The sequence below is a fragment of the Kitasatospora sp. NPDC032150 genome (assembly GCF_055579945.1).
Genome location: NZ_JBVIMH010000005.1, coordinates 211358 through 234095 on the forward strand (window position 1 = coordinate 211358; position 22738 = coordinate 234095).

The following is a 22738-nucleotide window of genomic DNA, read 5'->3' on the forward strand; positions in this document are numbered from 1 at the left end:
CCGACGGGGACGGTGGCGGTGACCGTGTTGCTGGACGTGTCGATCACCGACACCGTGTTCGAGCCGTCATTGGTGACGTAGACACGGGTACCGTCCGGGCTGACCGCCACCCCAACAGGGTTGCTGTCGACGGGGACGGTGGCGGCGACGGTGTTGGTGGACGCATTGATCACCGACACGGTGTTCGAGGCCTCGTTGGTGACGTAGGCGAACGTTCCGCTCGCCGCGGCTGCGGGCCCCGCCGTGGCAAACGGCACGCCCAGGACGGCCAGGGACACTGCCAGTGCCATCCGGAGCCGGGTTTGTCTCCACCACACGCCGGCCACGGGGACTCTCCTTGGGCGCCACCGCGCCCACGACCTTCGGACCGACATACGCCCACCTGGCATGAAACCCTCCTCAAAGTCAGGCCAGTTCAGTCACGCTGATCACGTTCCAAAGAACGGGACTCGCCCACGGCGACCTCGCCGGCCATTGAGTGATCACTTCACCTGATGCCAGGAGCACCCGGCCCGTCAACGGACACGCCGAGATGACGCGCCATCACATCTCCTGAAATCGATGGTCAGCTCGCGCGGAGACATGGCGCCGCGCGGTACCGAGGGCCGCACTACCGATAGGCAGCAAGGCGGATGCCACCAGTACTTGCCGAGACCGTCGAGTCACGCAAGGCAATTGGCGGCCGGCGAACGGACCCTGCGGTCCTGCAGGAGGAGACCCGGCGGGCCCCTCAGCCGTGTACCCGCGCCACCGGGCGTGCAGCCCACTCGGCCCCAGGTCCTGGCACGCGGCGGCCTCATCGACTGCCCGGCTTCGTCCTCGAAAACATGCCGGGCCCCGCGGGCCGCCGCTGCGCCCAGCCGCGCCGCTCGAGCAGGACCACGTGCCCTCCACGGTGCAGGAGGCGCGGTTCGGGCGGGACCTGTTCGGATCAGGGCCGCCGGGCGCGTCCGGTTACGTCCGCGCCTGCGGGGTGACCGGGCGTGGGGCGTGCCCGGCTGTGTCCCCTATCGCGGCCGACGGCGCCGGTGCGAGGTCACGGTGTGTACTGGTAGCTGCTGGTGTTGCTGGTGCCGCCGGGGGTGTGGACGAGGACGGTGGCGGTGCCGAGGGCGCCTGCCGGGGCGGTGGCCACGATCCTGGTGTCGGAGACGATGATGAAGAGGGCCGGGGTTCCGCCGATGGTGACGCTGTCGGTGAAGGTCAGGTTGCTGCCGTTGATCGTGACGCTGTTCCCGCCTGCGGCCGGTCCCTGGTTGGGGCTGAGGGTGGTGATGACCGGGGGTGCCACATAGGTGTAGAAGGGGTTGCCGACCCCGGGGAGGCTAGTGCCGCCCGGGGTGGTGGCGGTGACGGTGACGGTTGCGGAACCTGCGGGGGCCTGGGCGGTGACCTGGCCGTCGGAGACGACGGTGATGCCGGTGGCGGCGCCGGATCCGAAGGACACGGCGCTGGTGAGGGTGAGGTTGGTGCCGATGAGGGTGACGGTGTTGCCGCCGGCGGTGGGGCCCAGTGTGGGGTAGACGCTGGTGACGGCCGGCAGGGGGATGTAGTAGTACGACGGCCCGGTGGTGGTGCCTCCGGAGGTGGTGACCGAGACGGTGACCGGTGCGGCCGCCCCGGCGGGGGCCGTGACGGTGATCTGAGTGGTGGTGTTGCCGGTGATGGTGGCGTTGCGGCTGCCGAACGTCACGGCGGTGGCGCCGGAGAGGTTGGTGCCGGTGAGGGTGACGGTGTTGCCGCCGGCGGTGGGGCCCTGACTCGACGTGATCGAGCTGATGGCGGGGGCTGGGAGATAGGTGTAGGTGGCGCTGTTGCTGGTGCCACCGGACGTGGTGACGGTGGCGCCGACCGGGCCCGAGCCCGCGGGGGCGGTGCAGCTGATCTTGGTGTCGCTGACCGTGGTGAACTGAGCCGGCGTGGTTCCGAACCTCACCGACGTTGCGCCCGTAAAGCCGATGCCGGTGAGCGTGCAGGCCGTACCCCCGGCGGCCGGGCCCTGGTTGGGGCTGATGCTGGTGATGACCGGCGCCATGACGTGATCCTTTCCACGTGACGGGGCGAGCGTGCTGTGTCCTGGCGCTGCGCGGCGCCAGGACACAGTGCGGTCCGTGCGTACTCGGGGGCTGCGTACCGATGAAGAGCCGGTACGCAGCCCCCGGGTGGTGGAGGGTCAGGCAGCGGTGAACACGTCGGCCGCGCTGGTCGCGCTGGTGCCGCCGGGCGTCACGGCCTGGGTGTCGTAGGTCAGACCCGCGGTCAGGCCGGAGGGGACGACGGCGAGCACCTGGGTGTCGCTGACGGGGGTGATGCTGCTGGCCGAGACCGGGGTGCCTCCGGTGGTCAGGGTGAAGGTCACGTCGCTGACGCTGGCGAGGTTGGTGCCCGTGACGGTGACGCTGGTGCCGGCCGGCCCGGTGACAGGGCTGATGCCGGTGACGGTGGGGGCGGCGTAGTAGGTGAACTGGTCGTTGACGGTCACGGCGCTGGTGCCGCCGGGGCCGGTGACGGTGACGTCGACGGTGTCCAGGCTGCCCGTGAAGGTGCCGTGCGCGGGAGGGGTGATGGTGATCTGGGTGTCGTTGACGACGGTCAGGGCGGTGCCCGTGCCGATGGTGCCGAAGGTGACGGCGGTGGCGTTGAGGAAGCCGCTGCCGTTGAGGGTGATGGCGCCGGGGGCGGCCGGTCCGGTGTCCGGGTTCACCAACGCGACGGCCGGGCTGGCGGCGTAGAAGAAGGGCAGGGAGTTGGTGGTCGCCGTGCCGACCGTCACGTTGACGTTGTACTGCCCGGCGCACAGCGACGGGATGAGGCAGGTGATCTGGCTGCTGGAGACGACGGTCGCGGTGACCGACTTGTTCCCGAAGTTCACCTTGCTGGCGCTCGACAGGCCGCTGCCGTTGATCGTCAGGGTCTGCCCGGCCGAGCCGGGGTTGCCGGTGGTGAACGAGGTGATGCTCGCCATGACGTGTCGCCTTTCACTGATGTCCGGGTATGTGCCCGGAGAACGCGTGGGTTGACGGGGCCTGGAGGTTGAGGAGGAGACGGCACAGCCTGTCCGGGGCGGCGCAGTGTGGCACCACGCTCTGGTCGCCGCTCGGGCTGCCTCCGGACAGGCGGAGGCGATGAGCGTCCGGCTGCGGCGAGAACGAGCGAGGTTTCTGCGCGTCAGGGTGGGGCCGTTGCGGATCGTGCACCACACCGCCCGAGTGGCGTGTGTCTCGGGTAGGTGCAGGGCACGCGGGTCGTGCGGGACCGAAAACCTGCCCGCGGGATGGGAAAGGGAAGAGCCTCTTGCGCCATCGACTTGAAGGTCCAGCAGCTACGGGTGCACACGACCCGGATGACGTCCGGTCCGATTCGGTGACCGCAGTCCGTGACGTCCAACAGCCTCGCCGGCTCGCCCCAAGCCGGTGTGGCGGCGTGAACGTCGACGTGCAGGTGATGAATACAGCCGCCGCGAAGCCATCGAAGAATTCCTCACCCGATGGACGTCAACTGTTCACCAGATCACACCTGACAGCTGGTCCATAACTGAAGATCAGCAGCGGGTGGAAACCGCCGACAGCTCTCGACCGCAAAGGCCAACACACTCAATCGGTTCCTGCACAATCAGTAACCCATTCGAGCGGCCGCGCCACAAGGGAACGGCAAACCGATTCATTCATTCGGCGGAGCGCTCGGAGTTTCCGCCCACCCCTTCAATGTCATTCACCTGCGCAAACAGCCGCACTGGACCCCGCTCCGAGCAATGCCGGTTTATGATACTAACAACGCTTCGCGGCAGTCGGAGTCACTGCAAAAGCGGGAAGCTGCGACCATTCCTCGCGCCTGGCACCAGGTTGCCCGTTTCGCTCTCAGCTGCCGGGGCGCACCGTGCACGTCCTATATGGAATAGTGCCGTGACCGCATAGGTCCGCCGAGTAGACCGTGGTGTGGGGTGGGAAGTCGTGCGGCAGATAGCGCCAGGCGGTCCCGGTTCGCGCGACGTACAGGATCGCGTTGACCACCTCACGCAGTTCGGTGATCGGCCCCCGGCCCTCGGGGCTGGCTGCCCGCCATCGCTGCAGCATCGGCTCGATGAGCTGCCACTGATCGTCCTTCAGGTCCGAGGGGTACCGGCGTCGTTCCGTCACGGTTGCTCAATACCGCGGACACGGACCCGATCGCTACGAGATCACGGAACCGAGTCCGTGCCGCATCAATCAAAGCCGGACAGTTGGGGGGTCCCCTGTCGAACACCCCGCTCAGAGCTCGTGCGCCATGAGGATCTCCTCGACGGCCTCACGTGCGCGGCCCGCGTCCGCCGGGACGAGGCCGATGCGGGTGCGGCGGTCGAGGACGTCCGCCAGGTCGAGCGCTCCCTCGTGGGTGATGGCGTACTCGATCTCCGCGCGGGTGACGTCGATGCCCTCGGCGATCGGCTCCATCGGGCGGTCGACGCTCGCGGAGTCGACGACGACCCGGGCCGCGCCACCGTGCCGGGCCACCAGGGAGGCGGGCAGACCGGTGGTCGACTGGCTCTCCCGGTGCGCGGGGGCACCGACCAGCGGCAGCCGGTCGGTGCGGCACGGACCGGCGACCAGGCCGCGGACGCGCACCGCCTTGTCCATGGTGTCCTGGGCCATCCGCCGATAGGTGGTGAGCTTGCCGCCGACGACGGTGATCACCCCGGACGGCGCCTCCAGGACGGCGTGCCGGCGGGAGATGTCGGCGGTGTTGCCGCCACCGGTGTCGATCAGCGGTCGCAGCCCGGCGAAGGCGCCGCGGACGTCGGCCCGGGTCAGCTCGGCGTCCAGGGCCGCGTTGACGGTCCGCAGCAGGAAGTCGATCTCGTCCTCGGTCGGGCGGGGCTCGTCCGGGATCGGGCCGGGCGCGTCCTCGTCGGTCAGTCCGAGCACCACCCGGCCCAGCTGCTGCGGCAGCGCGAAGACGAACCGGCTGGTGGAGCCGGGCACCGGGACGGTCAGCGCGGCGGTCGGGTGGCCGAACGCCGCGGCGTCGAAGACCAGGTGGGTGCCGCGGCTGGGCCGCAGCCGGATCGAGGAGTCCACCTCGCCGGCCCAGACGCCGGTGGCGTTGACCACCGCGCGGGCGGAGACGGTGAAGGACTCGCCGCCGAGCGTCTCGGTGAGCCGGGCCGACGTCCCGGTGACGTCCTCGGCGCGTACCCGGGTGAGCACCCGGGCGCCGTACTGGGCGGCGGTACGGGCGATGGCGAGCACCAGGCGGGCGTCGTCGATCAGCTGTCCGTCGTGTGCGACCAGCGCGCCGCCGAGGCCCTCGGTGCGGACCGATGGCACCAGCCGGGCGGTCTCGGCCGCGCCGATCCGGCGCACCCGCGGCAGCAGCCGGGAGGGCGTGCCGGCGCTGAGGCGCAGCGCGTCGCCGGCCAGGAACCCGACGTGCACCAGTGCGGCCTGGGCCCGGCTCACCGAGGGCAGCAGCGGCACCAGTTGGGGCAGCGCCCGGATCAGGTGGGGTGCCGTCCGGGTCATCAGGATGCCGCGCTCGACGGCACTCTCCCGGGCCACCCCGACCCGGCCGGAGGCCAGGTAGCGCAGGCCGCCGTGCACCAGCTTGGAGCTCCAGCGGCTGGTGCCGAAGGCGAGGTCGTGTGCCTCGACCAGGACGGTCTTCAGGCCCCGGGAGGCGGCGTCGAGCGCGACGCCCGCGCCGGTGACGCCGCCGCCGATGACGAGTACGTCGACGTGGGCGCCGTCGGCGAGCGCGGCCAGGTCCGCGGCACGGCGCCGCGGGTCGAGGATGGTGCTGGGTGTGGTCAAGGCACGAGGTATCCGTTCAGGGCGGTGGCCAGTTCACGGCGCCAGGCGTGCTCGGGGAGCAGCTGGGCGACCATGCGGTGGGACTGGACGGTGGACTGGGCGATGAGCAGCACCATCGCGGCCAGCTCGGTCGGCTCGCCGGCCCGGATCGAGCCGTGCCGCTGGCCGGCCTCGATCCCGGTGCACAGGGCGTCGAGCAGCCGGTACTGGCTGGTGCCGAGGCGGTCGAAGACGTACTCGAACAGCGTGTCCGAGTCGGAGTGCAGCAGCGCGCCGAGCACCGGGTGGTCGCGCAGCCGGACGGCGACCTCGACCACCCCGGCCACGAAGGACTCCCGGTCGTCCCCGGCGGGCACGACCTGGCGGTAGGTGGCGGCGATCTCGCGGGTCAGCAGTGCACCGATCACCGCGCGCACGTCGGCCCAGCGCCGGTACACGGTGGGACGGCTGACTCCGGCGCGGCGGGCGATCTCGGCGAGCTGGGCGCGCTGGACGCCGAGTTGGACGATCAGGTCGGCGGCGGCGTCCAGGATCGCGTCGTCGGTGCTGCGGGGCTCATCGTTACGACTTGACATTATACGTAATACTGTAACGCATGGCACCTGAAACGCAGCCGAATCCCGCGGCCCTGCCGCTCCCCCCGATGAAGTGGGATGCCTGGGGTGACCCGGCCCGCGCCAAGCCGCTGCCGGACGACATCAAGGGGCTGTTGGCCGCCGCGCTCGGCGTCTCCGCCGAGCGCACCGCCGAGCTGACGCTGGATCAGACTGTGCTCCGGCCATCGGAGTTGACTGAGGACGACCAGAGGGAACTGGCCGCGATCGTCGGGGAGTCGTGGCTGAGCACGGCGGATGCCGACCGGCTGCCGCGCTCCGGCGGCAAGTCCACCCTGGACCTGCTGCGCCGCAAGAGCCGTGAGCCGCAGGACGCGCCGGACGCCGTGGTCCTGCCCGGCAGCGAGGAGGAGATCGCAGCCGTCCTGGCGCTGTGCACCGAGCGCCGGATCGCGGTCGTCCCGTTCGGCGGCGGCACCAGCGTGGTCGGCGGCGTCGACCCGGAGCGCGGCGGCTTCACCGCCGTGATCTCGCTCGACCTGCGCCGCTTCGACCGGCTGCACGAGCTGGACGAGGTCTCCGGCGAGGCCGTGCTCGGCGCCGGCCTGACCGGCCCGCAGGCCGAGGAGCTGCTCGCCGCCCGCGGCTTCGAGCTCGGCCACTACCCGCAGAGCTTCCGCTACGCGACCATCGGAGGCTTCGCCGCCACCCGCTCCTCCGGCCAGGACTCCGCCGGCTACGGTCGGTTCGACGAGATGGTCAGCGGCCTGCGCGCGGTCACCCCGGCCGGCACCGTGGACCTCGGCCGCGCGCCCGCGTCCGCGGCCGGGCCGGACCTGCGCGAGCTGTTCCTCGGCTCCGAGGGCGCCTTCGGCGTGATCACCGCCGTCCGTCTGCGGGTCCACCCGCTGCCCACCGCCAAGGCCCACGAAGCATGGAGCTTCCCGGACTTCGCCACCGGCGCGGCCGCGCTGCGCGCCGTCGAGCAGCAGGGCACCGGACCGACCGTGATCCGACTCTCCGACGAGTCCGAGACCTTCGTCAACCTGGCCATGACGGACAAGATCGGCGGCAACCAGGTAACCGGCGGCTGCCTGGCCGTCACTGTCTTCGAGGGCACCGCCGAGCAGGTCGCCGCCCGGCACGAGGCGACCCGTACCGCGCTGCTCGCCGCCGGCGGCACCTCGCTCGGCGCCGAGCCCGCCGAGGCATGGGAGCACGGCCGGTTCGACGCACCGTACCTGCGCGACTCGCTGCTCGCCGCCGGTGCGCTGTGCGAGACGCTGGAGACGGCGACCAGCTGGGCCGACCTCGGCCGGCTCAAGTCCGCGGTGACCGAGTCCCTGCAGAGCGCGCTGCGGGCGAGCGGCACCGAGTCGATGGTGATGTGCCACATCTCGCACGTCTACCCGACCGGCGCCTCGCTGTACTTCACCGTCGTCGCCGCCCAGCGGGGCGACGCGATCGACCAGTGGACCGGTGTCAAGCGGGCCGCCTGCGACGCGATCATCGCGAACGGCGGCACCATCACCCACCACCACGCGGTCGGCGCCGATCACCGCCCGTGGCTGGACCAGGAGATCGGCGAGGTGGGCGTGCGCATCCTGCGGGCCGTCAAGGACGCCGTCGACCCGGCCGGGATCCTCAACCCCGGCAAGCTGATTCCTTGAACCCGGGCTGTCGGCCCGCGACTTGGGGGTGCACATGAGCGAGCGAAGCGGAAACGGGGGCACACGGCGAAACCCCCGCCGAGCGAAGCGAGAGGCGGGGGCATGAGCCGCCAGGTGGTACTGCTGTCCAACCCGGCCGCCGGCGGCGGCCATGCCGAGCGGGCGGCGGCACGGGCCGCCGCCCGGCTCCGGGACCACGGCATCGAGGTGCTGAACATCACCGGTGCCGACCCGGCGGACGCGCTCCGCCTCGCCCGCGAGACGGTCGCCCGTGGCGTGGACGCGCTGGTGGCGGTCGGTGGCGACGGCATGATCCACCTGGCGCTGCAGGCGCTGGCCGGCAGTGGCGTACCGCTCGGCATGCTCCCGGCCGGCACGGGCAACGACCAGGCCCGCGAGTACGGCGTGCCGATCGGCGACCCGGAGTCGGCGGCCGACGTGATAGCCGCCGGGCGCGTCGCCACCGTCGACCTCGGCCGGATCGACGCCGAGGACGGCACCAGCCGCTACTTCGGCTCGGTGCTCGCCGCCGGCTTCGACTCGCTGGTCACCGACCGGGCCAACCGGATGGCGTGGCCGCGTGGCCGGAGCCGCTACAACCTGGCCATGGCGGCCGAGTTGGCGAACCTGCGGCCACTGCCGTTCCGGATCACCCTGGACGACGGCACGGTGATCGAGCGCCCGCTCACCCTCGCCGCCGTCGGCAACACCCGCAGCTACGGCGGCGGCATGCTGATCTGCCCGGGCGCGGACCACACCGACGGCCTGTTCGACGTCACCATGGTGGGCGCGATGCCGCGGCTGAAACTGGTGCGGTTCTTCCCGACCGTGTTCAAGGGCACCCACGTCGAGCACGGGGAGGTGCACACCGCGCGGAGTGCCACGCTGCGGATCGAGTGCCCCGGGATCAGTGCGTACGCCGACGGGGAGTTCATCGCCCGCCTGCCCGTCGAGGTGAGCATCGCCCCGCGCACACTCCGGGTCATCGTCCCCGCCTGATCCCGACCACGCTCCACCGGCCGACGGCCGTCGAGGCCCGGACGCAGCTCCGCCGCCCCTTCGCTCGGCGGACCGTGCCGGCACACGTACCGCTCGCGCGGCCCTGACGACTGCCGCGACCGTCTGACACCTGCCGGTGCTCCCGGGACCCGATCGCGGCGCACTGCGGCCCACCTGCCGATCGTCATTCGTCCCCGACGGAAGCCCGAAGCGGCTCACGCAGCGCCACAGACCGGCTCTCACGTCACGCACAGTGATGACAAGTTGCGATCCCCGCACCCTCCGTGCTCGACTTCCTACGTGCCCGTCCGAGTGCGGGGCGCCCGGAAGCTGGAGGTTGCACGTTGGCCGGACTCGAATACGTCGGTTACTTCCCGCAGTGGTCGATCCACGACCGGAGGTTCTTCCTCAAGGACCTGGACGTCAACGGCACGGCGAAGAAGTTGACGATCCTCAACTACGCCTTCGCGAACATCTCGTCGGACACCGAACGGTATCCCGGCTACCGATGCTTCGCGGCGGCCGTGCCGAACACCGACCCCGGCCACGCCGACGGCGCCATCGACGTCGGGGACGCCGACGCCGACTGGATCAGGCCGTTCAGCGCCGCCGAGTCCGTGGACGGGGTGGCCGATCCCGGGTGGAACGACGAGAAGCACCTCAAGGGCAACTTCAACCAGCTGAGGAAGCTCAGGGCGAAGTACCCGGACCTGAAGGTCCTGGTCTCCATCGGCGGCTGGACGTACTCCAGGAACTTCTCCCGGGCCGCCGGCAGCCCCGAGCTGCGCAGGGACTTCGTGAAGTCCTTCATCGACTTCTACATCCGGGGCAACCTGCCGAAGAGGGTCTGGAACGACACCGCGGACTTCCCCGAGCAGTGGCGCGACGTCCACGGCGGCGACGGGCTGGCCGCGGGAATCTTCGACGGCTTCGACATCGACTGGGAGTGGCCGGGCAGTGCCGCCGGCCTGCAGGGCAACATCCACAGCCCGGAGGACCGGAAGAACCTGCCGCTGCTCCTCAAGGAGTTCCGCGACCAGCTCGACCGGCTCGACCTGCCGGACAAGCCGCGCGGGGGCAGGTACCTGCTGACCGCGTTCCTCCCGGCCGATCCGGAGATCCTCAAGGCCGGCTGGGACGTGCCGGAGATCATGAAGCACCTCGACCACGGCAACCTGCAGGGATACGACCTGCACGGCCCCTTCGACTGCCCCGGCGTCTGCGTGACCAACCACCAGTCGGCCCTGCACACCATCCCCGAGGACCCGAGCCCGCGGAGGCTCTCCGTGGAGGCGGCCGTCAGGGCCTGGACCGACGCGGGCGCGCCGAAGAAGAAGCTCCTCGTGGGCGTGCCGTTCTACGGCCGCGGCTGGGAGGGCGTGCGGAGCACCGCGAAGAACGGCCTGTTCCAGCAGGCGAGCGGAGCGGTGTCCAAGGCCCACGGGGCGGAGTACGAGGCGGGCGTCAACGACTACCGCGCCCTCGCCCCGCTGGCGCAGCAGGGGTACCAGGTCCACCGGGACGACGCCAACGGCGTGGCGTGGCTGTTCAACGCGGACAAGAGGATCCTCTGGACCTTCGACGACCCGATGGCCGTCTACCGGAAGGCCGAGTTCGCCAAGGAGCTGGGTCTCGCCGGCGCGACGTCCTACTCGCTGGACGGGGACGACAGGAGCACCGGCATCCTCTCCGAGCACATCCGCGCCGCGCTCGACGGACTGCAGCCGCCGACCCCGCCGCCGCTGAAGGACACCTGCTCCGTTCCCGAGTGGAGAGCCGACTACGTCTACGGCAAGCCCAGCGTGGTCAGCTACGCCGGCAGGATGTGGCAGGGGCGGTACTGGACCAAGGGAACCCCGCCGGGCAGCGAGGACGGCGGTGGCGGATCCCCGTGGCGCGAACTCCACTCCTGCAACCTGCCGGTCGGGCTCCACACCAACGGCGCGCAGCCCTGGCAGGAGGGCCTCGCGTACGAGACCGGCACCATGGTCACCCACCAGGGCGAGCTCTACACGGCGGCCTTCAACATCAGGCCCGACCAGGCCATCACGCCGGGCACGGACGTCAACACCTGGCAACCGCACGGCAAGTACGTGACGGCGGATGACTGACGGGCGTTCACCACACACCGGTTCCCGTACCTGGGAGCGGAGCGCCCCGGGCCCGGCTCGCACCACCGGGCGCAGGGCGCTTGGTCGTTCCGGCGGCCCGGTCCGTGCGCGTGGCCGCCCCGGGCACCGCACCCTCCCGGCTGTCAGTGGCCCCGAGTAGATTCGTGGCATGGAACCCAAATCTCTTCTTCTGCACCTGCGTCGGGAACTGACTGACTTTCAGAACACCCTCGTCGACGGCGAGCTGTCGGCGCCGGTCGAGCACTGCGGCGACTGGACGTTGCACGACCTGGCCGAGCACATGGGCGGGTCGAACCTGTGGGCGGCCACCGCTGCCACCGAGGGGCGCGGGGACTTCAAGCCGCCGGCGGCGCCGCGGGAGCGGTCCGCGCTGGTGGAATGGTTCGAGGCCTCGTCCGCGACCTTGCTGAAGGCGCTGGACACCGACCCCGACACCGCCGCCTGGACGTTCTATCCGCCGCACACGGTCGGTTTCTGGCAGCGGCGCCGCTGCCAGGAGACGCTCGTCCACCGCTGGGACGCCGAGCACGCGGTGGGCACTCCGCGGCCGATGGACGTCGAGCTGGCGGGCGACGGTGTCGCCGAGGTCTTCGACACGATGGCGCCCCTGCTGGTGTCCCGGGGCCGTGCGCTCGCACCCGAGAGTGCCCTGCGGCTCGAGGCTACGGACAGCGGTGCCTCGTGGACCTACGGGCCCGGAGCGCCGGTGGCCACGCTCGCCGCGCCGGCGGAACACCTCCTGCTCCTGCTGTGGAACCGGATGCCGGTCGACGGCGAGACCTTCGTCTGGGAAGGAGACCAGCAAGCCGGGCGGCGGATCCTGGAGCAGACGCTGACCCCCTGACCCCCGCGAACGGAGTTCCGACGACGCCCTCGGCGGTCCGTTGCCAGGACGGCGAGTTGAGCAGACGCTCACCCCACCGGTGATCCTGCTGCCGCCGGGTAGTCCGAGGTCCTGCCGCGTGCCCCCACCCGCGCAGGCCGTGGCGCCTGCGCGGGTACCTGCGGTCCGGTACGAAGGCGGGCTCGACCGGTCCCGGTTCCCTGACCGCAGGTCAACCCGTCCGGGCCGGTGCCGCACCGGCCTCCGGCAACATGCACCCGAAGGCGGCCCGGACGTCGGTCATCGTGCGGCCGGCCTCCCGGAGTGCCTGCGGGAAGTGGTCTGCCACGGCCTCGACCAGTCCCCGGATGTGATCACGGTCGACATGCCGGGTGAGGGTGAAGCGCAGGCCCGACTTCTTGAGGGGAACGACGGGGAAGGACGACTGGTTCACGTAGAAACCCGCGTCGAGCATGCGCCGCACCATGCCGTAACTCACCTCGGGCTCACCGAGTCCGATGAAGTAGACCGGGGTCCGGGGGTCGGAGACGACGGGCAGGCCGGCGGCGGCGAGGAGTTCGTTGCAGTAGTCCCGGCGCTCAGCCAGTTCCGCCTGCAAGTCCTCGATGCGATCGGAGAGATGGATCCGCGCCGAGGCGATCGCCGCGCCCAGCATCGGGGGCGGCAGCGGGTGCGAGTACATCAGCGGTCCCCCGTTGATCCGGATCCTGCCGGACAGTTGCTCGGTGGGGAACACCGCAACGCCGCCGATCGTCCCGAACCCCTTGGCGAGCGTCGTGATCAGCACCACGCGCTCGCTCAGCCGCCGGCCGAGCTTCTCGAAGACGTAGCCCGCACCGTGCCGACCGTACCAGCTCATGCCGTGCGCATCGTCGATGTAGAGGTGGAGCGAGGGGTACACCTCCATCAGCCGGGCGAGGTCCTCGATCGGTGCGACGTCGCCGAACATCGAGTACACGCCGTCGATCAGGTACCAGACCCGCTCACCGGCGGCCTGCTCCCGCCGCAGTCGCCGCTCGAGCGCGTCCAGGTCGCCGTGCCGCACCATCGCGAGCCCGACCCCCTGCTGCCGGACGAGTTGGGCGGCCGTCTGGACACTGAAGTGGACCTGCTGGTCCAGCACGGCGCGGTCGCCGGCCTCGAGCAGCGCAGGCAGCACGGAGATGTGGCACAGCGACGTCGAGGAGTACACCAGCACGGGGTGATCCGCGTAGATCTCCCGGAGCAGCGCCTCGAGTTCGAGGTTCAGCCCGGAGGCAACGTACGACCGGGAGATCGAGAACTGAACACCGAAGCGCTCGACCGCCTCGACGGCGCCGCGCCGGATCCGCTCGTCCTGCTCCAGGGAGAGGTAGCCGCAGGTACCGAAGTTGACCAGATCCCTGCCCCCGATCCGCAGGTACCTGCCCGGTGGCGCGTCGAGCCCGGTCGTCAGATGGCTGGTGCCCTGGCGCATCGCCTCGGCGATCAGCTTCTCCGTGGTGTCGGCGGAACTCTGGTACGGCACACGGGCCATGACGGCTTCCCCTCAGACCATAAGTCGGTCGGACTATGGGACAACCGCCGCACCTCCGCAGAGGTTACGCGTCATCGCCGGAGCCGGCCTCGCACCTGCCGGATCACTTGACGATGTGGTTGCCCCACAGCGTCTTGTCGTCGACGTTGTCCTTGGTGACCAGGGGTGCCGGAAGGCGGTCCTCCATGCCGTTGGGCAGGGAGATGATGGTGGAGTCGTGGTCGGTGGGCCCGGTGTGGAAGGGCTTGTTCTCGGCGGCCGCCTGCGCGTAGTACAGGGCGTACTTGGCGTACAGGTCGGCGGGCTGGGAGACGGTGGCGTCGATGTCGCCCTTGCGGATCGCGTCGAGCTCCTGCGAGATGCCGTCGTTGGAGACGATGGCGATGTGGCCGCTCTGCCCGGCCGGCTTGAGCAGGCCCTTCTGCTGGAGGAGGGCGAGGGTCGGCTGCAGGAAGACGCCGCCGGCCTGCATGTAGATGCCCTTCAGGTCCGGGTTGGCGGCGAGCGTGCTCTGCAGCTTGGCCGAGGCCACGTCGCCCTTCCAGTCGGTGGCGAGCTCGATCACCTGTATGCCGGGGAACTGCTTCTTCATGCAGGTGGCGAAGCCTCGGCTCCGTTCATACCCGTTGATCGAACTGAGCGCCCCCTGGAGTTCGGCGACCTTCCCCTTGCCGCCGAGCTGCTTGCCCAGGAACTCACAGGCCTTGGTGCCGTACGCGACGTTGTCCGCCCGGACCACCATGTACACCTCGCCGTGCTCGGGTTCGGTGTCGACGCTGACCGCGTTGATCCGGTGGGAGAACAGGTCGAAGAAGATCGCCTCGGTGTTCTGCGTCGACTGCGGCGCGATCACCACGGACTTCACCTGGTCCTTCTCGAACTTCTTGAGGTTGGACCTCAGTTGTTCGTCGTCGTTGTGGGACTCGGCGATCTGGACGCTGTTCATCCCCTGTTCGGCGATACCCGCCTTCAGGTACTGGGCGTACGACTTCCAGAAGTCGGAGTCGTCCCGGGGGAGGTCGATACCGATGGCCGCTCCCGTGTCCCGGGCTCCGGCGTGGGAGGAGTCGTCCGAGCAGCCGGTCAGCGTCCCGGCGACCAGGACAGCTCCGGCTGCCGCACCTGCGACCGTGGCCCGGGGCTTGCGGTAGTGCATTGTTCTGACCCTTCGTTACGAATGAGGTGGTGTCGTGGGAGGAGCGGTGGCAGTGCTGCGGTCCAGCCACTCCTCCACAGCTGCGACGTGCACGGCCGCCACGCAGGCGGCCAGTTGGGCGTCGCGGGCGGCGAGCGCACCCAGGATGGCCTGGTGCTCCCGGTGCGCCCGGGCGCGGGCGGGGGCGTCGTGGGTTCCCCGCGCGATGCGCAACCGCTGGGTGTGGGTGGACAGGATCCCCAGCAGCGTGGACAGCACCGGGTTGCCGACGGAGTCCACGATGATGCGGTGGAACTCGATGTCCAGCTCGACGAACCGCTCGACACTGATCTCCCCCGCCGAGCGTTCGAGGATCCCCTCGAGGCAGGCCAGTTGCTCCGGCGTCAGGCAGCCTGCCGCCCGGGCCACCGCCTGTGGTTCCAACAGCCGTCTCACCTGGAGGAGTTGCCGGGCACTGTCGCCGTTCGAGACGTCGGCGGCGAAGGCCATCGCTTCCATCAGCAGATGTGGCTCCAGACTGGAGACGTAGGTGCCGGCACCCTGCTTCGGGACCAGGATGCGCATGGCGGTCAGCGCTCGGACCGCCTCGCGGAGGGAGTTGCGTGACAGGCCCAGCTGCTCGGCGAAGTCGGCCTCGTTCGGCAGCCGGGAGCCGGGGGCGAGCGTGCCGGAGACGATCATCTTCTTGATCTTTTCGATCGCCAGATCGGTCACCGCGGTCGGGACCGTTCTCCGGGCACCGGGGCTTGGATATCCGCTCATGGCTGGAACTCCTGGTCGGCGGGGGTCGGACGACGTACGGGCACGGACAGCCCGGCGGCGCGCCGCCCCCTGTGAGGGCCTCGGGCGGCCGCGCCGCGCGGCCTGGGAATCCGGACACCGGACCTCGGCTGAGAGCGCTACTCCTGCTTCTCACCGGAGGCGAACCGGGAGACGATCAGCGCGAGGATGATGATCACGCCGTTGAGGAACTGGTTCCACAGCGGCGGCACACCGGCCAGGGTCATGACGTTGACCACCAGCTGGAGGGTCAGCACGCCGGTGAGCGCACCGAAGAGAGTGCCGCGCCCCCCGTTGAGGCTGACGCCGCCGATGACCGTGGCGGCGAAGACCTGGAAGATCCAGCCGTTGCCCTGGTCGGCGGAGATGGAACCGTAGTGCCCGGTGTAGAGGATGCCGGCGAACGCCGCGAGCAGACTGCCGAGGATGAGGACGGCCCAGGTGATCTTGTCCACCTGGATCCCGGCGGCGCGCGCCGCCTCGGCGTTGCCGCCGATCGCGTACAGTGCCCGGCCGGGCCGCAGCCAGGCCAGCGCGGAGCCTGCCAGCAGGAAGAGCACGGCGCAGATCCAGATGGCCGCGGGAACGCCCAGCCAGGAGGCGCTGCCCAGGTACCGGAACGAGCCGGGGACGTTGACGATCGACTGCCCCTGGGAGACGGCGACCTGAAGACCTCGCAGCAGGGTGAGCCCGCCGAGGGTGACGATGAAGCCGTTGAGCCGCAGTTTGAGGATCAGGAAGCCGTTGACGGCGCCGATCAGGGCCCCGACGAGCAGACAGAGCGGGATGGCGGCCCATCCGGGGAAGAGCCCGAGTCCGTTGAACCGGGCACCGTGATCCGGCAGCACGAGCCAGACCGCGATGACCGGCGCCACACCGATGGTGGACTCCAGGGAGAGGTCCATCCGACCGGTGATCAGGATCATCGCCTCGGCGAGGACCAGCAGGCTGAGCTCGGTGGCCTGCTGGCCGACACCCAGGAGGTTGTCGGCGGTGAGGAAGGCCGGGGAGACGGCGAAGCCGATGATGCCGAGCACCACGAGGACCGGCAGCAGGGACAGGTCGCGATAGCGGGCGAGGTCGAACCGGCGGCCGTCCGGCCCCGCGGTGGCCGCGCTGTGCTCGGTGAGGTCAGTGGTGGCCATGGCCTTCCTTCGTGTCGGGTAGGTCGGCCACGCCTTCCATCGCGGCGACCAACTGTTCGTCACTCCAGCCGCGGTCGAACTCCGCGACGACCCGGCCGTGGAACATGGCCACGACGCGGTCACAGACCCGCAGGTCGTCGAGCTCGTCGGAGACGATCAGGGCCGTCTTCCCCTCGTCGGCGACCTGACGGACGGTGCCGAGCAGGGATTCCTTGGACTTGATGTCGACGCCGTTGGTCGGTCGGATGGCGACCAGGACGTGCGGTCGGGTCGCCAGGGCGCGGGCGATGACCACCTTCTGCTGGTTGCCGCCGGACAGCGCCGACACCGGGGTGGCCGGTCCGGGGGTCTTGATGTCGAGGTCGGCGATCATGCGCTGGGCGAAGGCCAGGGTGCGTGAGGGCAGCACCGTGCCGCACGGGCCGAGCTGGTCGGTGACAGTGAGCGTGGCGTTCTCGGCGACGCTGCGCTGCGGGACCAGGCCCTGGACGTGCCTGTCCTCGGGCACGAAGCCGACGCCGGCGGCGAGCGCGGCGGGGACCTTGCCGGTGCGGACGGGCCGGCCGGCCACGGTGATCCGGCCGCCGCGCGGGCGGTGCAGGCCGGCGACGGTCTCACCGAGCTGGACGCTGCCGCTGGCCGTGGCCCCGGCGAGGCCGACGACCTCACCGGCCCGGGCGGTCAGCTCGACGTCCCGGTAGAAGCCGGGCAGGGTCAGGTTCTCGATCTCCAGCAGCACCGGTGCGTCGGTGGACACCGATTCGGTGACGTCCCGGTCAGCCGCGGACGTGCGGGTCCGCTCGCCCGTCATCGCCTCGACCAGGGCGTGCTGGTCGAGTTCGGAGACCGGCGCGGTGACGATGTGCCGGGCGTCGCGGTAGACGGTGATCGTGCCGCAGAGATCGTAGATCTCCTTGAGGTGGTGCGAGATGAACAGGAAGGCGACGCCTTGGTCCTGGAGCTCCCTGAGCTTGGTGAACAGCCGCTCGATGCCCCGGGCGTCGAGTTTCGCGGTGGGCTCGTCCAGGATGATGAACCGGGCGCCGAAGGACAGCGCCCGGGCGATCTCGACGAACTGCCGCTGTTCGACCGTCAGATCCTCGGCGCGCGCCGTCGGGTCGACCTCGACACCGTACTCGGTGAGCAGTTCGGTGGCGCTGCGGCGCAGCCGCCGCCAGCTGATGGGGCGGAGGCTGCCGCTGCTCTGGCGGTCGAGGAAGAGGTTCTCGGCGACGGTCAGCGCGGGGATGATGGTGGAGCGCTGGTAGACGCAGGCGACTTTGGCACGCCAGGCATCGGTGTCGCCGTGGGCGGGGGCCGGTTCGCCGTCGAAGCGCAGGGTGCCGCTGTCGGCGGTCTGCAGGCCGGTGAGGATGGAGACGAGGGTGGACTTGCCCGCACCGTTGCGGCCGACCAGGGCGTGCGACTCGCCGGGGGTGACCGCGATGCGGGCGTCGCTCAGCGCGACGGTGGCGCCGAAGCGCTTGCTGATTCCATCGGCCTCGACGACAGGGCTCTTGGGAGGACTTGAGTCCGCCATGGCGGGGTCCTTTCCGCTGGGTGGTTCGGCGGGCGGCGGTACGGGCCGGGTGGGCGTCGGCCGGACGGGTCCGCCGTTCACCGGTGGTCCTGGGTCACTTGCCGACGTTGTTGCCCCACAGGGCCTTGTCGTCGACGTTGTCCTTGGTGACCAGGGGCGCCGGGAGCTGGTCCTCCAGGCCGTTGGGCAGCGAGATGATGGTCGAGCCGTGGTCTGTGGGACCGGCCTGGAACGTCTTGCCCTCGGTGGCGGCCTGGGCGTAGGAGAGGGCGTACTTGGCGTACAGGTCGGCGGGCTGGGAGACGGTGGCGTCGATGTCGCCCTTGCGGATCGCGTCGTACTCCTGCGGGATGCCGTCGTTGGAGACGATGGCGATGTGGCCGCTCTCTCCGGCCGGCTTGAGCAGGCCCTTCTGCTGGAGGAGGGCGAGCGTGGGCTGCAGGAAGACACCGCCGGCCTGCATGTAGACGCCGTTCAGGTCCGGGTTGGCGGCGAGCGTGCTCTGCAGCTTGGCCGAGGCCACGTCGCCCTTCCAGTCGGTGGCGAGCTCGATCACCTGGATGTCGGGGAACTCGCTCTTCATGCAGGCGGCGAAGGCCTCGGAGCGGTCGCGGCCATTGATCGAGTCGAGCGCGCCCTGGAGTTCGGCGACCTTCCCCTTGCCGCCGAGCTGCTTGCCCAGGAACTCGCACGCCTTGGTGCCGTACGCCTTGTTGTCCGCGCGGACCACCATGTAGACCTTGCCGGTGTCGGGGCGGGTGTCGACGCTGATCACCGGGATCTTCTTCGCCGCGAGGGTGTCCAGGGTGGAGGCGATGGCGCCGGTGTCCTGGGGGGCCATGACCACGGCCTTGGCACCGGTGTTCTCGAAGACCTGGACGTTGGCGACCAGCTTGGTCACGTCGTTCTGCGAGTTGCTGACCGGAAGGGTGTTGAGGCCCTGTGCGGCGGTGCCCTGCTTCACGTACTGGGCGTAGGAGTTCCAGAAGTCGGAGTCCGCGCGCGGGAGGTCGATGCCGATGGCCGGCTTGCCACCTGAGGCGGCGTCGGACGACGACCCGCGGTTGCAGGCGGTGGCGGATGCCGCCAGCAGGAGCACCGAGACGGCCGCTGCCACGGTCTGGGAGGTGCGAAGCTTCATCGTGAGGTCTCCTTGGGTGTGGCCGAGACGCCGGCGGGGGCGAGATCGAAGCGTTCGGCACGGTGAAAAGGGGCGCTCGGCCCCACCCGCCGGAGGGCACGCAGGTGCCGGCCGCCTCCGAGGGGCCCTCATCCCGGGGAGGCCGGCACCTGCTCGGCGGTCCGGGTCAGGGGAGCCCGGACCGCGAGTCCCAGCCTCTCCGACTCTTCGAGAATCGTCGGATGGGTGCGGGCACGAGGAGACTACGAGTCCTGATGATCGCTCGACAAGTACAGACCTCGGGTGATTCCAAACCGTGACATTTGGATTTCGCGGCTATCCAACTCTTCGCTAGTCTCCAGGCGTTCAGCACTGAAGTGCACCTTCCCGTTCCGACTTCGACGTGCGTCCAGGAATCGTCGGAGGACTTGTTGCACTCGGACCTACCCACTCATATGGTTCAAGCCACCTTCAAGTCATCCGATGTATGACGTGGGGTTCCACTCCCTCCTGACCGAGAGGCCTGACCATGAAGCTGCTGCGCATCGGTGCCCCGGGCGAGGAGGTGCCAGCCGTCCAGGACGGGGACGGCCGGACCTTCGCCCTCTCGACCGTCACCGACGACATCGACGGGGCCTTTCTCGCCGGCGGCGGCGTCACACGGGTACGCCGGGCCCTCGCCGAGGGCGGGCTGCCGGCGATCGAGCCCGGGGGCCGACGGATCGGGGCCCCGATCGCCCGTCCCGGCAAGGTGGTCTGCATCGGCCTGAACTACCGCGACCACGCCGAGGAGACGGGCGCGCCCGTCCCCGAGCGTCCGGTGGTCTTCATGAAGGACCCGTCCACGGTGGTCGGCCCCGACGACGGCGTGCTGATCCCCCGCGGCTCGGTGAAGACCGACTGGGAGGTCGAACTGGCCGTCGTCATCGGCCGCACCGCCCGCTACCTGACGGATCCGGCCCGGGCGGCGGAGTGCATCGCGGGCTACGCGATCAGCAACGACGTCTCGGAGCGCGAGTTCCAGCTGGAGTACTCGAGCCAGTGGGACCTCGGCAAGTCCTGCGAGACCTTCAACCCGCTCGGCCCGTGGCTGGTGACGCCGGATGAGGTCGGTGATCCCCAGGCGCTCGGCCTGCGGCTGGACGTCAACGGAGTGCGGCGCCAGGACGGCAACACCAAGGACATGGTCTTCGAGGTGGCTTTTCTGATCCAGTACCTGAGCCGGTACATGGTGCTGAACCCGGGCGACGTCATCAACACGGGCACTCCGGCCGGGGTGGCCCTGGGACTTCCGGACACCCCCTACCTGCGCGCGGGCGACACCGTCGAGTTGTCGATCGACCGCCTCGGCACGCAGCGACAGACCCTCAGCAACGCGTGAGAGGAACCGAGTTGTCCGCAGACACCGCGCGGATCGTCGCAATGGACACCTACGACATCCGCTTCCCCACCTCGCGTGAGCTGGACGGCTCCGACGCGATGAACCCCGATCCCGACTACTCCGCCGCCTACCTTGTACTGCGTACGTCGGCCGACGGCCCGGAGGGCCACGGCTTCACCTTCACCATCGGCCGCGGCAACGACGTCCAGGTGGCCGCCGCCGAGGCACTGCGCGAGCACGTCGTCGGGCGCTCGGTCGCCGAGGTCTGCGCGGATCCGGCCTCGCTGCACCGCGATCTGGTCGGTGACAGCCAACTGCGCTGGCTCGGCCCGGAGAAGGGCGTGATGCACATGGCGATCGGCGCCGTGGTCAACGCGGTGTGGGACCTCGCGGCCAAGCGCGAGGGCAAGCCGCTGTGGCAACTGCTCGCCGACGCCGCACCCGAATGGCTGCTCTCCCAGGTCGACTTCCGCTACATCGTCGACGCGCTCAGCCCGGACGAGGCCCTCCACCTGCTGCGGCGCGGCAAGGAGGGTTCCGCCGACCGGGCGGCCGAGCTGCTGCGGCGCGGATACCCGGCCTACACCACGTCGCCGGGCTGGCTCGGCTACTCCGACGAGAAGCTCACCCGGCTCGCCCGCGAAGCGGTCGCGGACGGCTTCCGGCAGATCAAGCTGAAGGTCGGCGCCGACCTGGCGGACGACATCCGCCGCTGCCGGGTCGCCCGTGCCGCCATCGGTCCTGACATCCGGATGGCGATCGACGCCAACCAGCGCTGGAACGTGGCCGAGGCGATCAGCTGGACCAACGCCCTGGCGGAGTTCGACCCCTACTGGATCGAGGAACCCACCAGCCCGGACGACGTGCTGGGCCATGCGACCGTCCGCGAGCGGGTCGCCCCGATCCGGGTGGCCACCGGCGAGCACGTGCAGAACCGCATCATCTTCAAGCAGTTGCTGCAGGCCGGCGCCATCGACGTGCTGCAGTTGGACGCGGCGCGGGTCGGCGGTGTGAACGAGAACCTCGCCATCCTGCTGCTCGCGGCCAAGTACGGCGTCCCGGTCTGCCCCCACGCGGGCGGCGTGGGACTCTGCGAACTCGTCCAGCACCTCTCGATGTTCGATTACGTGGCGCTCTCCGGCACCACCGAGGACCGTGTCATCGAGTTCGTCGACCACCTCCACCAGCACTTCCTGGACCCGGTGGTGATCGACGACGGCCACTACCGGGCCCCCGCCGCACCGGGGTTCTCCGCGGCCATGCACCGCGCCTCGATCGACACCTACCGCTATCCGCAGGGAGACTTCTGGGTAGCCGACCTGGCACAGCATCAGAACTCGGAGGTTCCGGCATGAGAGACGAACTCGACGGGCTTGCCGCACTGGTCACCGGCGGTGCCTCCGGCATCGGACTGGCCACCGCGCGACTGCTCGCCGGGCGCGGTGCCCGGGTCGCCGTGCTCGACCTCGACCCGAAGGCCGTGAACGAGCCGCTGGCCGGCTACTTCGCCGACGTCAGCGACGACACCTCGGTCCGCACGGCCGTCGAGCGGGCGGCAGCGGACCTGGGCGGCATCGACATCCTGGTCAACAACGCCGGTGTCGGCGCCGCCGGAACGGTCGAGGACAACCCCGACGACCAGTGGCACCGCGTCCTGGACGTCAATGTGCTCGGCATCGTCCGGACCACCCGCGCCGCCCTGCCGCACCTACGGCGATCGGCCCACGCCTCGGTGGTCAACACCTGCTCGATCGCCGCCACCGCCGGCCTGCCGCAGCGCGCACTGTACTCGGCGAGCAAGGGCGCCGTGCTGTCCCTGACCCTCGCCATGGCGGCCGACCACATCCGCGAGGGCATCCGGGTCAACTGCGTCAACCCCGGTACGGTGGACACCCCCTGGGTCGGCCGCCTGCTCGACGCCGCGGACGACCCGCGGGCCGAACGCGCCGCACTCGAAGCCCGGCAGCCGCACGGCCGCCTGGTCACCGCCGAGGAGGTGGCCGCCGCCATCGCCTACCTGGCCTCGCCCGCCGCGTCCTCGGTCACCGGCACCGCACTCGCGGTGGACGGCGGCATGGCCGGCCTGCGGCTGCGGCCGGCCGCCCGGTGAGGAGC

Annotated in this window: 18 protein-coding genes and 1 pseudogene; 7 read left to right on the plus strand and 12 right to left on the minus strand. The window is 70.4% G+C overall.

Features of this window, described 5'->3' with window-relative positions:
• The 6 genes and pseudogenes from ACZ5ON_RS09025 to ACZ5ON_RS09050 all read right to left on the minus strand — a co-directional run.
• A partial coding sequence (locus ACZ5ON_RS09025) for a beta-propeller fold lactonase family protein (RefSeq protein ID WP_465587749.1) occupies positions 1-326 on the minus strand: 326 nt, incomplete at its 3' end.
• Positions 327-1036: 710 nt separating this feature from the next.
• Positions 1037-2035, minus strand: coding sequence for an IPT/TIG domain-containing protein (locus ACZ5ON_RS09030; protein WP_465587752.1), 999 nt, complete (start codon positions 2033-2035; stop codon positions 1037-1039).
• A gap of 138 nt (positions 2036-2173) precedes the next feature.
• Positions 2174-2965, minus strand: coding sequence for an IPT/TIG domain-containing protein (locus ACZ5ON_RS09035; protein WP_465587755.1), 792 nt, complete (start codon positions 2963-2965; stop codon positions 2174-2176).
• A gap of 958 nt (positions 2966-3923) precedes the next feature.
• Positions 3924-4136 (minus strand): annotated as a pseudogene (locus tag ACZ5ON_RS09040) (transposase); the annotation flags it as partial.
• Between the two features lie 111 nt (positions 4137-4247).
• Positions 4248-5786 carry a glycerol-3-phosphate dehydrogenase/oxidase gene (locus tag ACZ5ON_RS09045; RefSeq protein WP_465587758.1) on the minus strand — a complete coding sequence of 513 codons (1539 nt, stop codon included), beginning with the start codon at positions 5784-5786 and terminating at the stop codon, positions 4248-4250.
• Entirely contained in the window at positions 5783-6361 is a 579-nt protein-coding gene (locus ACZ5ON_RS09050) for a TetR/AcrR family transcriptional regulator (RefSeq protein WP_465587761.1), read from the minus strand. The genes ACZ5ON_RS09045 and ACZ5ON_RS09050 overlap by 4 nt, the downstream gene beginning before the upstream one ends.
• Before the next feature lie 20 nt (positions 6362-6381).
• On the opposite strand from ACZ5ON_RS09050, the gene ACZ5ON_RS09055 reads away from it, so the two are divergent.
• From ACZ5ON_RS09055 to ACZ5ON_RS09070, 4 genes are all read left to right on the plus strand, one after another.
• Complete coding sequence (locus tag ACZ5ON_RS09055; RefSeq protein WP_465587764.1) at positions 6382-8010, plus strand: FAD-binding oxidoreductase; 1629 nt, start codon at positions 6382-6384, stop codon at positions 8008-8010.
• Between the two features lie 102 nt (positions 8011-8112).
• Entirely contained in the window at positions 8113-9009 is an 897-nt protein-coding gene (locus ACZ5ON_RS09060; RefSeq protein ID WP_465587768.1) for a diacylglycerol kinase, read from the plus strand.
• Between the two features lie 344 nt (positions 9010-9353).
• Complete coding sequence (locus ACZ5ON_RS09065; RefSeq protein ID WP_465587772.1) at positions 9354-11120, plus strand: glycosyl hydrolase family 18 protein; 1767 nt, start codon at positions 9354-9356, stop codon at positions 11118-11120.
• A gap of 169 nt (positions 11121-11289) precedes the next feature.
• A complete protein-coding gene (locus tag ACZ5ON_RS09070) occupies positions 11290-11985 on the plus strand; it encodes a maleylpyruvate isomerase family mycothiol-dependent enzyme (protein ID WP_465587775.1) in 696 nt (231 codons plus the stop codon).
• A 211-nt stretch (positions 11986-12196) separates the two neighbouring features.
• On the opposite strand, the gene ACZ5ON_RS09075 is transcribed toward ACZ5ON_RS09070, so the two are convergent.
• The 6 genes from ACZ5ON_RS09075 to ACZ5ON_RS09100 all read right to left on the minus strand — a co-directional run bounded on the left by ACZ5ON_RS09075 (position 12197) and on the right by ACZ5ON_RS09100 (position 19263).
• The gene (locus ACZ5ON_RS09075; RefSeq protein WP_465587778.1) at positions 12197-13501 is read right to left on the minus strand and encodes an aminotransferase class I/II-fold pyridoxal phosphate-dependent enzyme; all 1305 of its coding nucleotides are present in this window, start codon (positions 13499-13501) and stop codon (positions 12197-12199) included.
• A gap of 103 nt (positions 13502-13604) precedes the next feature.
• Positions 13605-14657 carry a sugar ABC transporter substrate-binding protein gene (locus ACZ5ON_RS09080; RefSeq protein ID WP_465587781.1) on the minus strand — a complete coding sequence of 351 codons (1053 nt, stop codon included), beginning with the start codon at positions 14655-14657 and terminating at the stop codon, positions 13605-13607.
• 15 nt (positions 14658-14672) lie between these two features.
• Positions 14673-15419 carry a FadR/GntR family transcriptional regulator gene (locus tag ACZ5ON_RS09085; RefSeq protein WP_465587784.1) on the minus strand — a complete coding sequence of 249 codons (747 nt, stop codon included), beginning with the start codon at positions 15417-15419 and terminating at the stop codon, positions 14673-14675.
• Between the two features lie 137 nt (positions 15420-15556).
• Positions 15557-16582, minus strand: coding sequence for an ABC transporter permease (locus ACZ5ON_RS09090; RefSeq protein ID WP_465587787.1), 1026 nt, complete (start codon positions 16580-16582; stop codon positions 15557-15559).
• Positions 16569-18122, minus strand: a complete 1554-nt coding sequence (locus ACZ5ON_RS09095) for a sugar ABC transporter ATP-binding protein (protein ID WP_465587791.1) — start codon at positions 18120-18122, stop codon at positions 16569-16571. Before ACZ5ON_RS09095 ends, ACZ5ON_RS09090 begins: the two co-directional genes overlap by 14 nt.
• Positions 18123-18216: 94 nt before the next feature.
• Entirely contained in the window at positions 18217-19263 is a 1047-nt protein-coding gene (locus tag ACZ5ON_RS09100; protein WP_465587794.1) for a sugar ABC transporter substrate-binding protein, read from the minus strand.
• Between the two features lie 508 nt (positions 19264-19771).
• Between ACZ5ON_RS09100 and ACZ5ON_RS09105 the strand changes: the two genes are divergently transcribed.
• The 3 genes from ACZ5ON_RS09105 to ACZ5ON_RS09115 are packed head-to-tail and all read left to right on the plus strand — an operon-like array spanning position 19772 to position 22733.
• Positions 19772-20623, plus strand: a complete 852-nt coding sequence (locus ACZ5ON_RS09105; protein ID WP_465587798.1) for a fumarylacetoacetate hydrolase family protein — start codon at positions 19772-19774, stop codon at positions 20621-20623.
• A gap of 11 nt (positions 20624-20634) precedes the next feature.
• Positions 20635-21978: an L-fuconate dehydratase gene (locus tag ACZ5ON_RS09110; RefSeq protein WP_465587802.1), complete on the plus strand. Its 1344-nt coding sequence runs from the start codon at positions 20635-20637 to the stop codon at positions 21976-21978.
• On the plus strand, positions 21975-22733 hold the full coding sequence (locus tag ACZ5ON_RS09115; protein ID WP_465587805.1) for an SDR family NAD(P)-dependent oxidoreductase: 759 nt from the start codon (positions 21975-21977) through the stop codon (positions 22731-22733). The genes ACZ5ON_RS09110 and ACZ5ON_RS09115 overlap by 4 nt, the downstream gene beginning before the upstream one ends.
• Positions 22734-22738: the final 5 nt, after the last annotated feature.

What these genes read in the sequence shown, in the direction of transcription:
- ACZ5ON_RS09035 (WP_465587755.1), bottom strand. Translation starts at nt 2,965, where the DNA reads ATGGCGAGCATCACCTCGTTCACCACCGGCAACCCCGGCTCGGCCGGG.
- ACZ5ON_RS09060 (WP_465587768.1), top strand. Translation starts at nt 8,113, where the DNA reads ATGAGCCGCCAGGTGGTACTGCTGTCCAACCCGGCCGCCGGCGGCGGC.
- ACZ5ON_RS09055 (WP_465587764.1), top strand. Translation starts at nt 6,382, where the DNA reads ATGGCACCTGAAACGCAGCCGAATCCCGCGGCCCTGCCGCTCCCCCCG.
- ACZ5ON_RS09085 (WP_465587784.1), bottom strand. Translation starts at nt 15,419, where the DNA reads ATGAGCGGATATCCAAGCCCCGGTGCCCGGAGAACGGTCCCGACCGCG.
- ACZ5ON_RS09050 (WP_465587761.1), bottom strand. Translation starts at nt 6,361, where the DNA reads ATGTCAAGTCGTAACGATGAGCCCCGCAGCACCGACGACGCGATCCTG.
- ACZ5ON_RS09030 (WP_465587752.1), bottom strand. Translation starts at nt 2,035, where the DNA reads ATGGCGCCGGTCATCACCAGCATCAGCCCCAACCAGGGCCCGGCCGCC.
- ACZ5ON_RS09080 (WP_465587781.1), bottom strand. Translation starts at nt 14,657, where the DNA reads ATGCACTACCGCAAGCCCCGGGCCACGGTCGCAGGTGCGGCAGCCGGA.
- ACZ5ON_RS09090 (WP_465587787.1), bottom strand. Translation starts at nt 16,582, where the DNA reads ATGGCCACCACTGACCTCACCGAGCACAGCGCGGCCACCGCGGGGCCG.
- ACZ5ON_RS09115 (WP_465587805.1), top strand. Translation starts at nt 21,975, where the DNA reads ATGAGAGACGAACTCGACGGGCTTGCCGCACTGGTCACCGGCGGTGCC.
- ACZ5ON_RS09100 (WP_465587794.1), bottom strand. Translation starts at nt 19,263, where the DNA reads ATGAAGCTTCGCACCTCCCAGACCGTGGCAGCGGCCGTCTCGGTGCTC.
- ACZ5ON_RS09075 (WP_465587778.1), bottom strand. Translation starts at nt 13,501, where the DNA reads ATGGCCCGTGTGCCGTACCAGAGTTCCGCCGACACCACGGAGAAGCTG.
- ACZ5ON_RS09070 (WP_465587775.1), top strand. Translation starts at nt 11,290, where the DNA reads ATGGAACCCAAATCTCTTCTTCTGCACCTGCGTCGGGAACTGACTGAC.
- ACZ5ON_RS09095 (WP_465587791.1), bottom strand. Translation starts at nt 18,122, where the DNA reads ATGGCGGACTCAAGTCCTCCCAAGAGCCCTGTCGTCGAGGCCGATGGA.
- ACZ5ON_RS09105 (WP_465587798.1), top strand. Translation starts at nt 19,772, where the DNA reads ATGAAGCTGCTGCGCATCGGTGCCCCGGGCGAGGAGGTGCCAGCCGTC.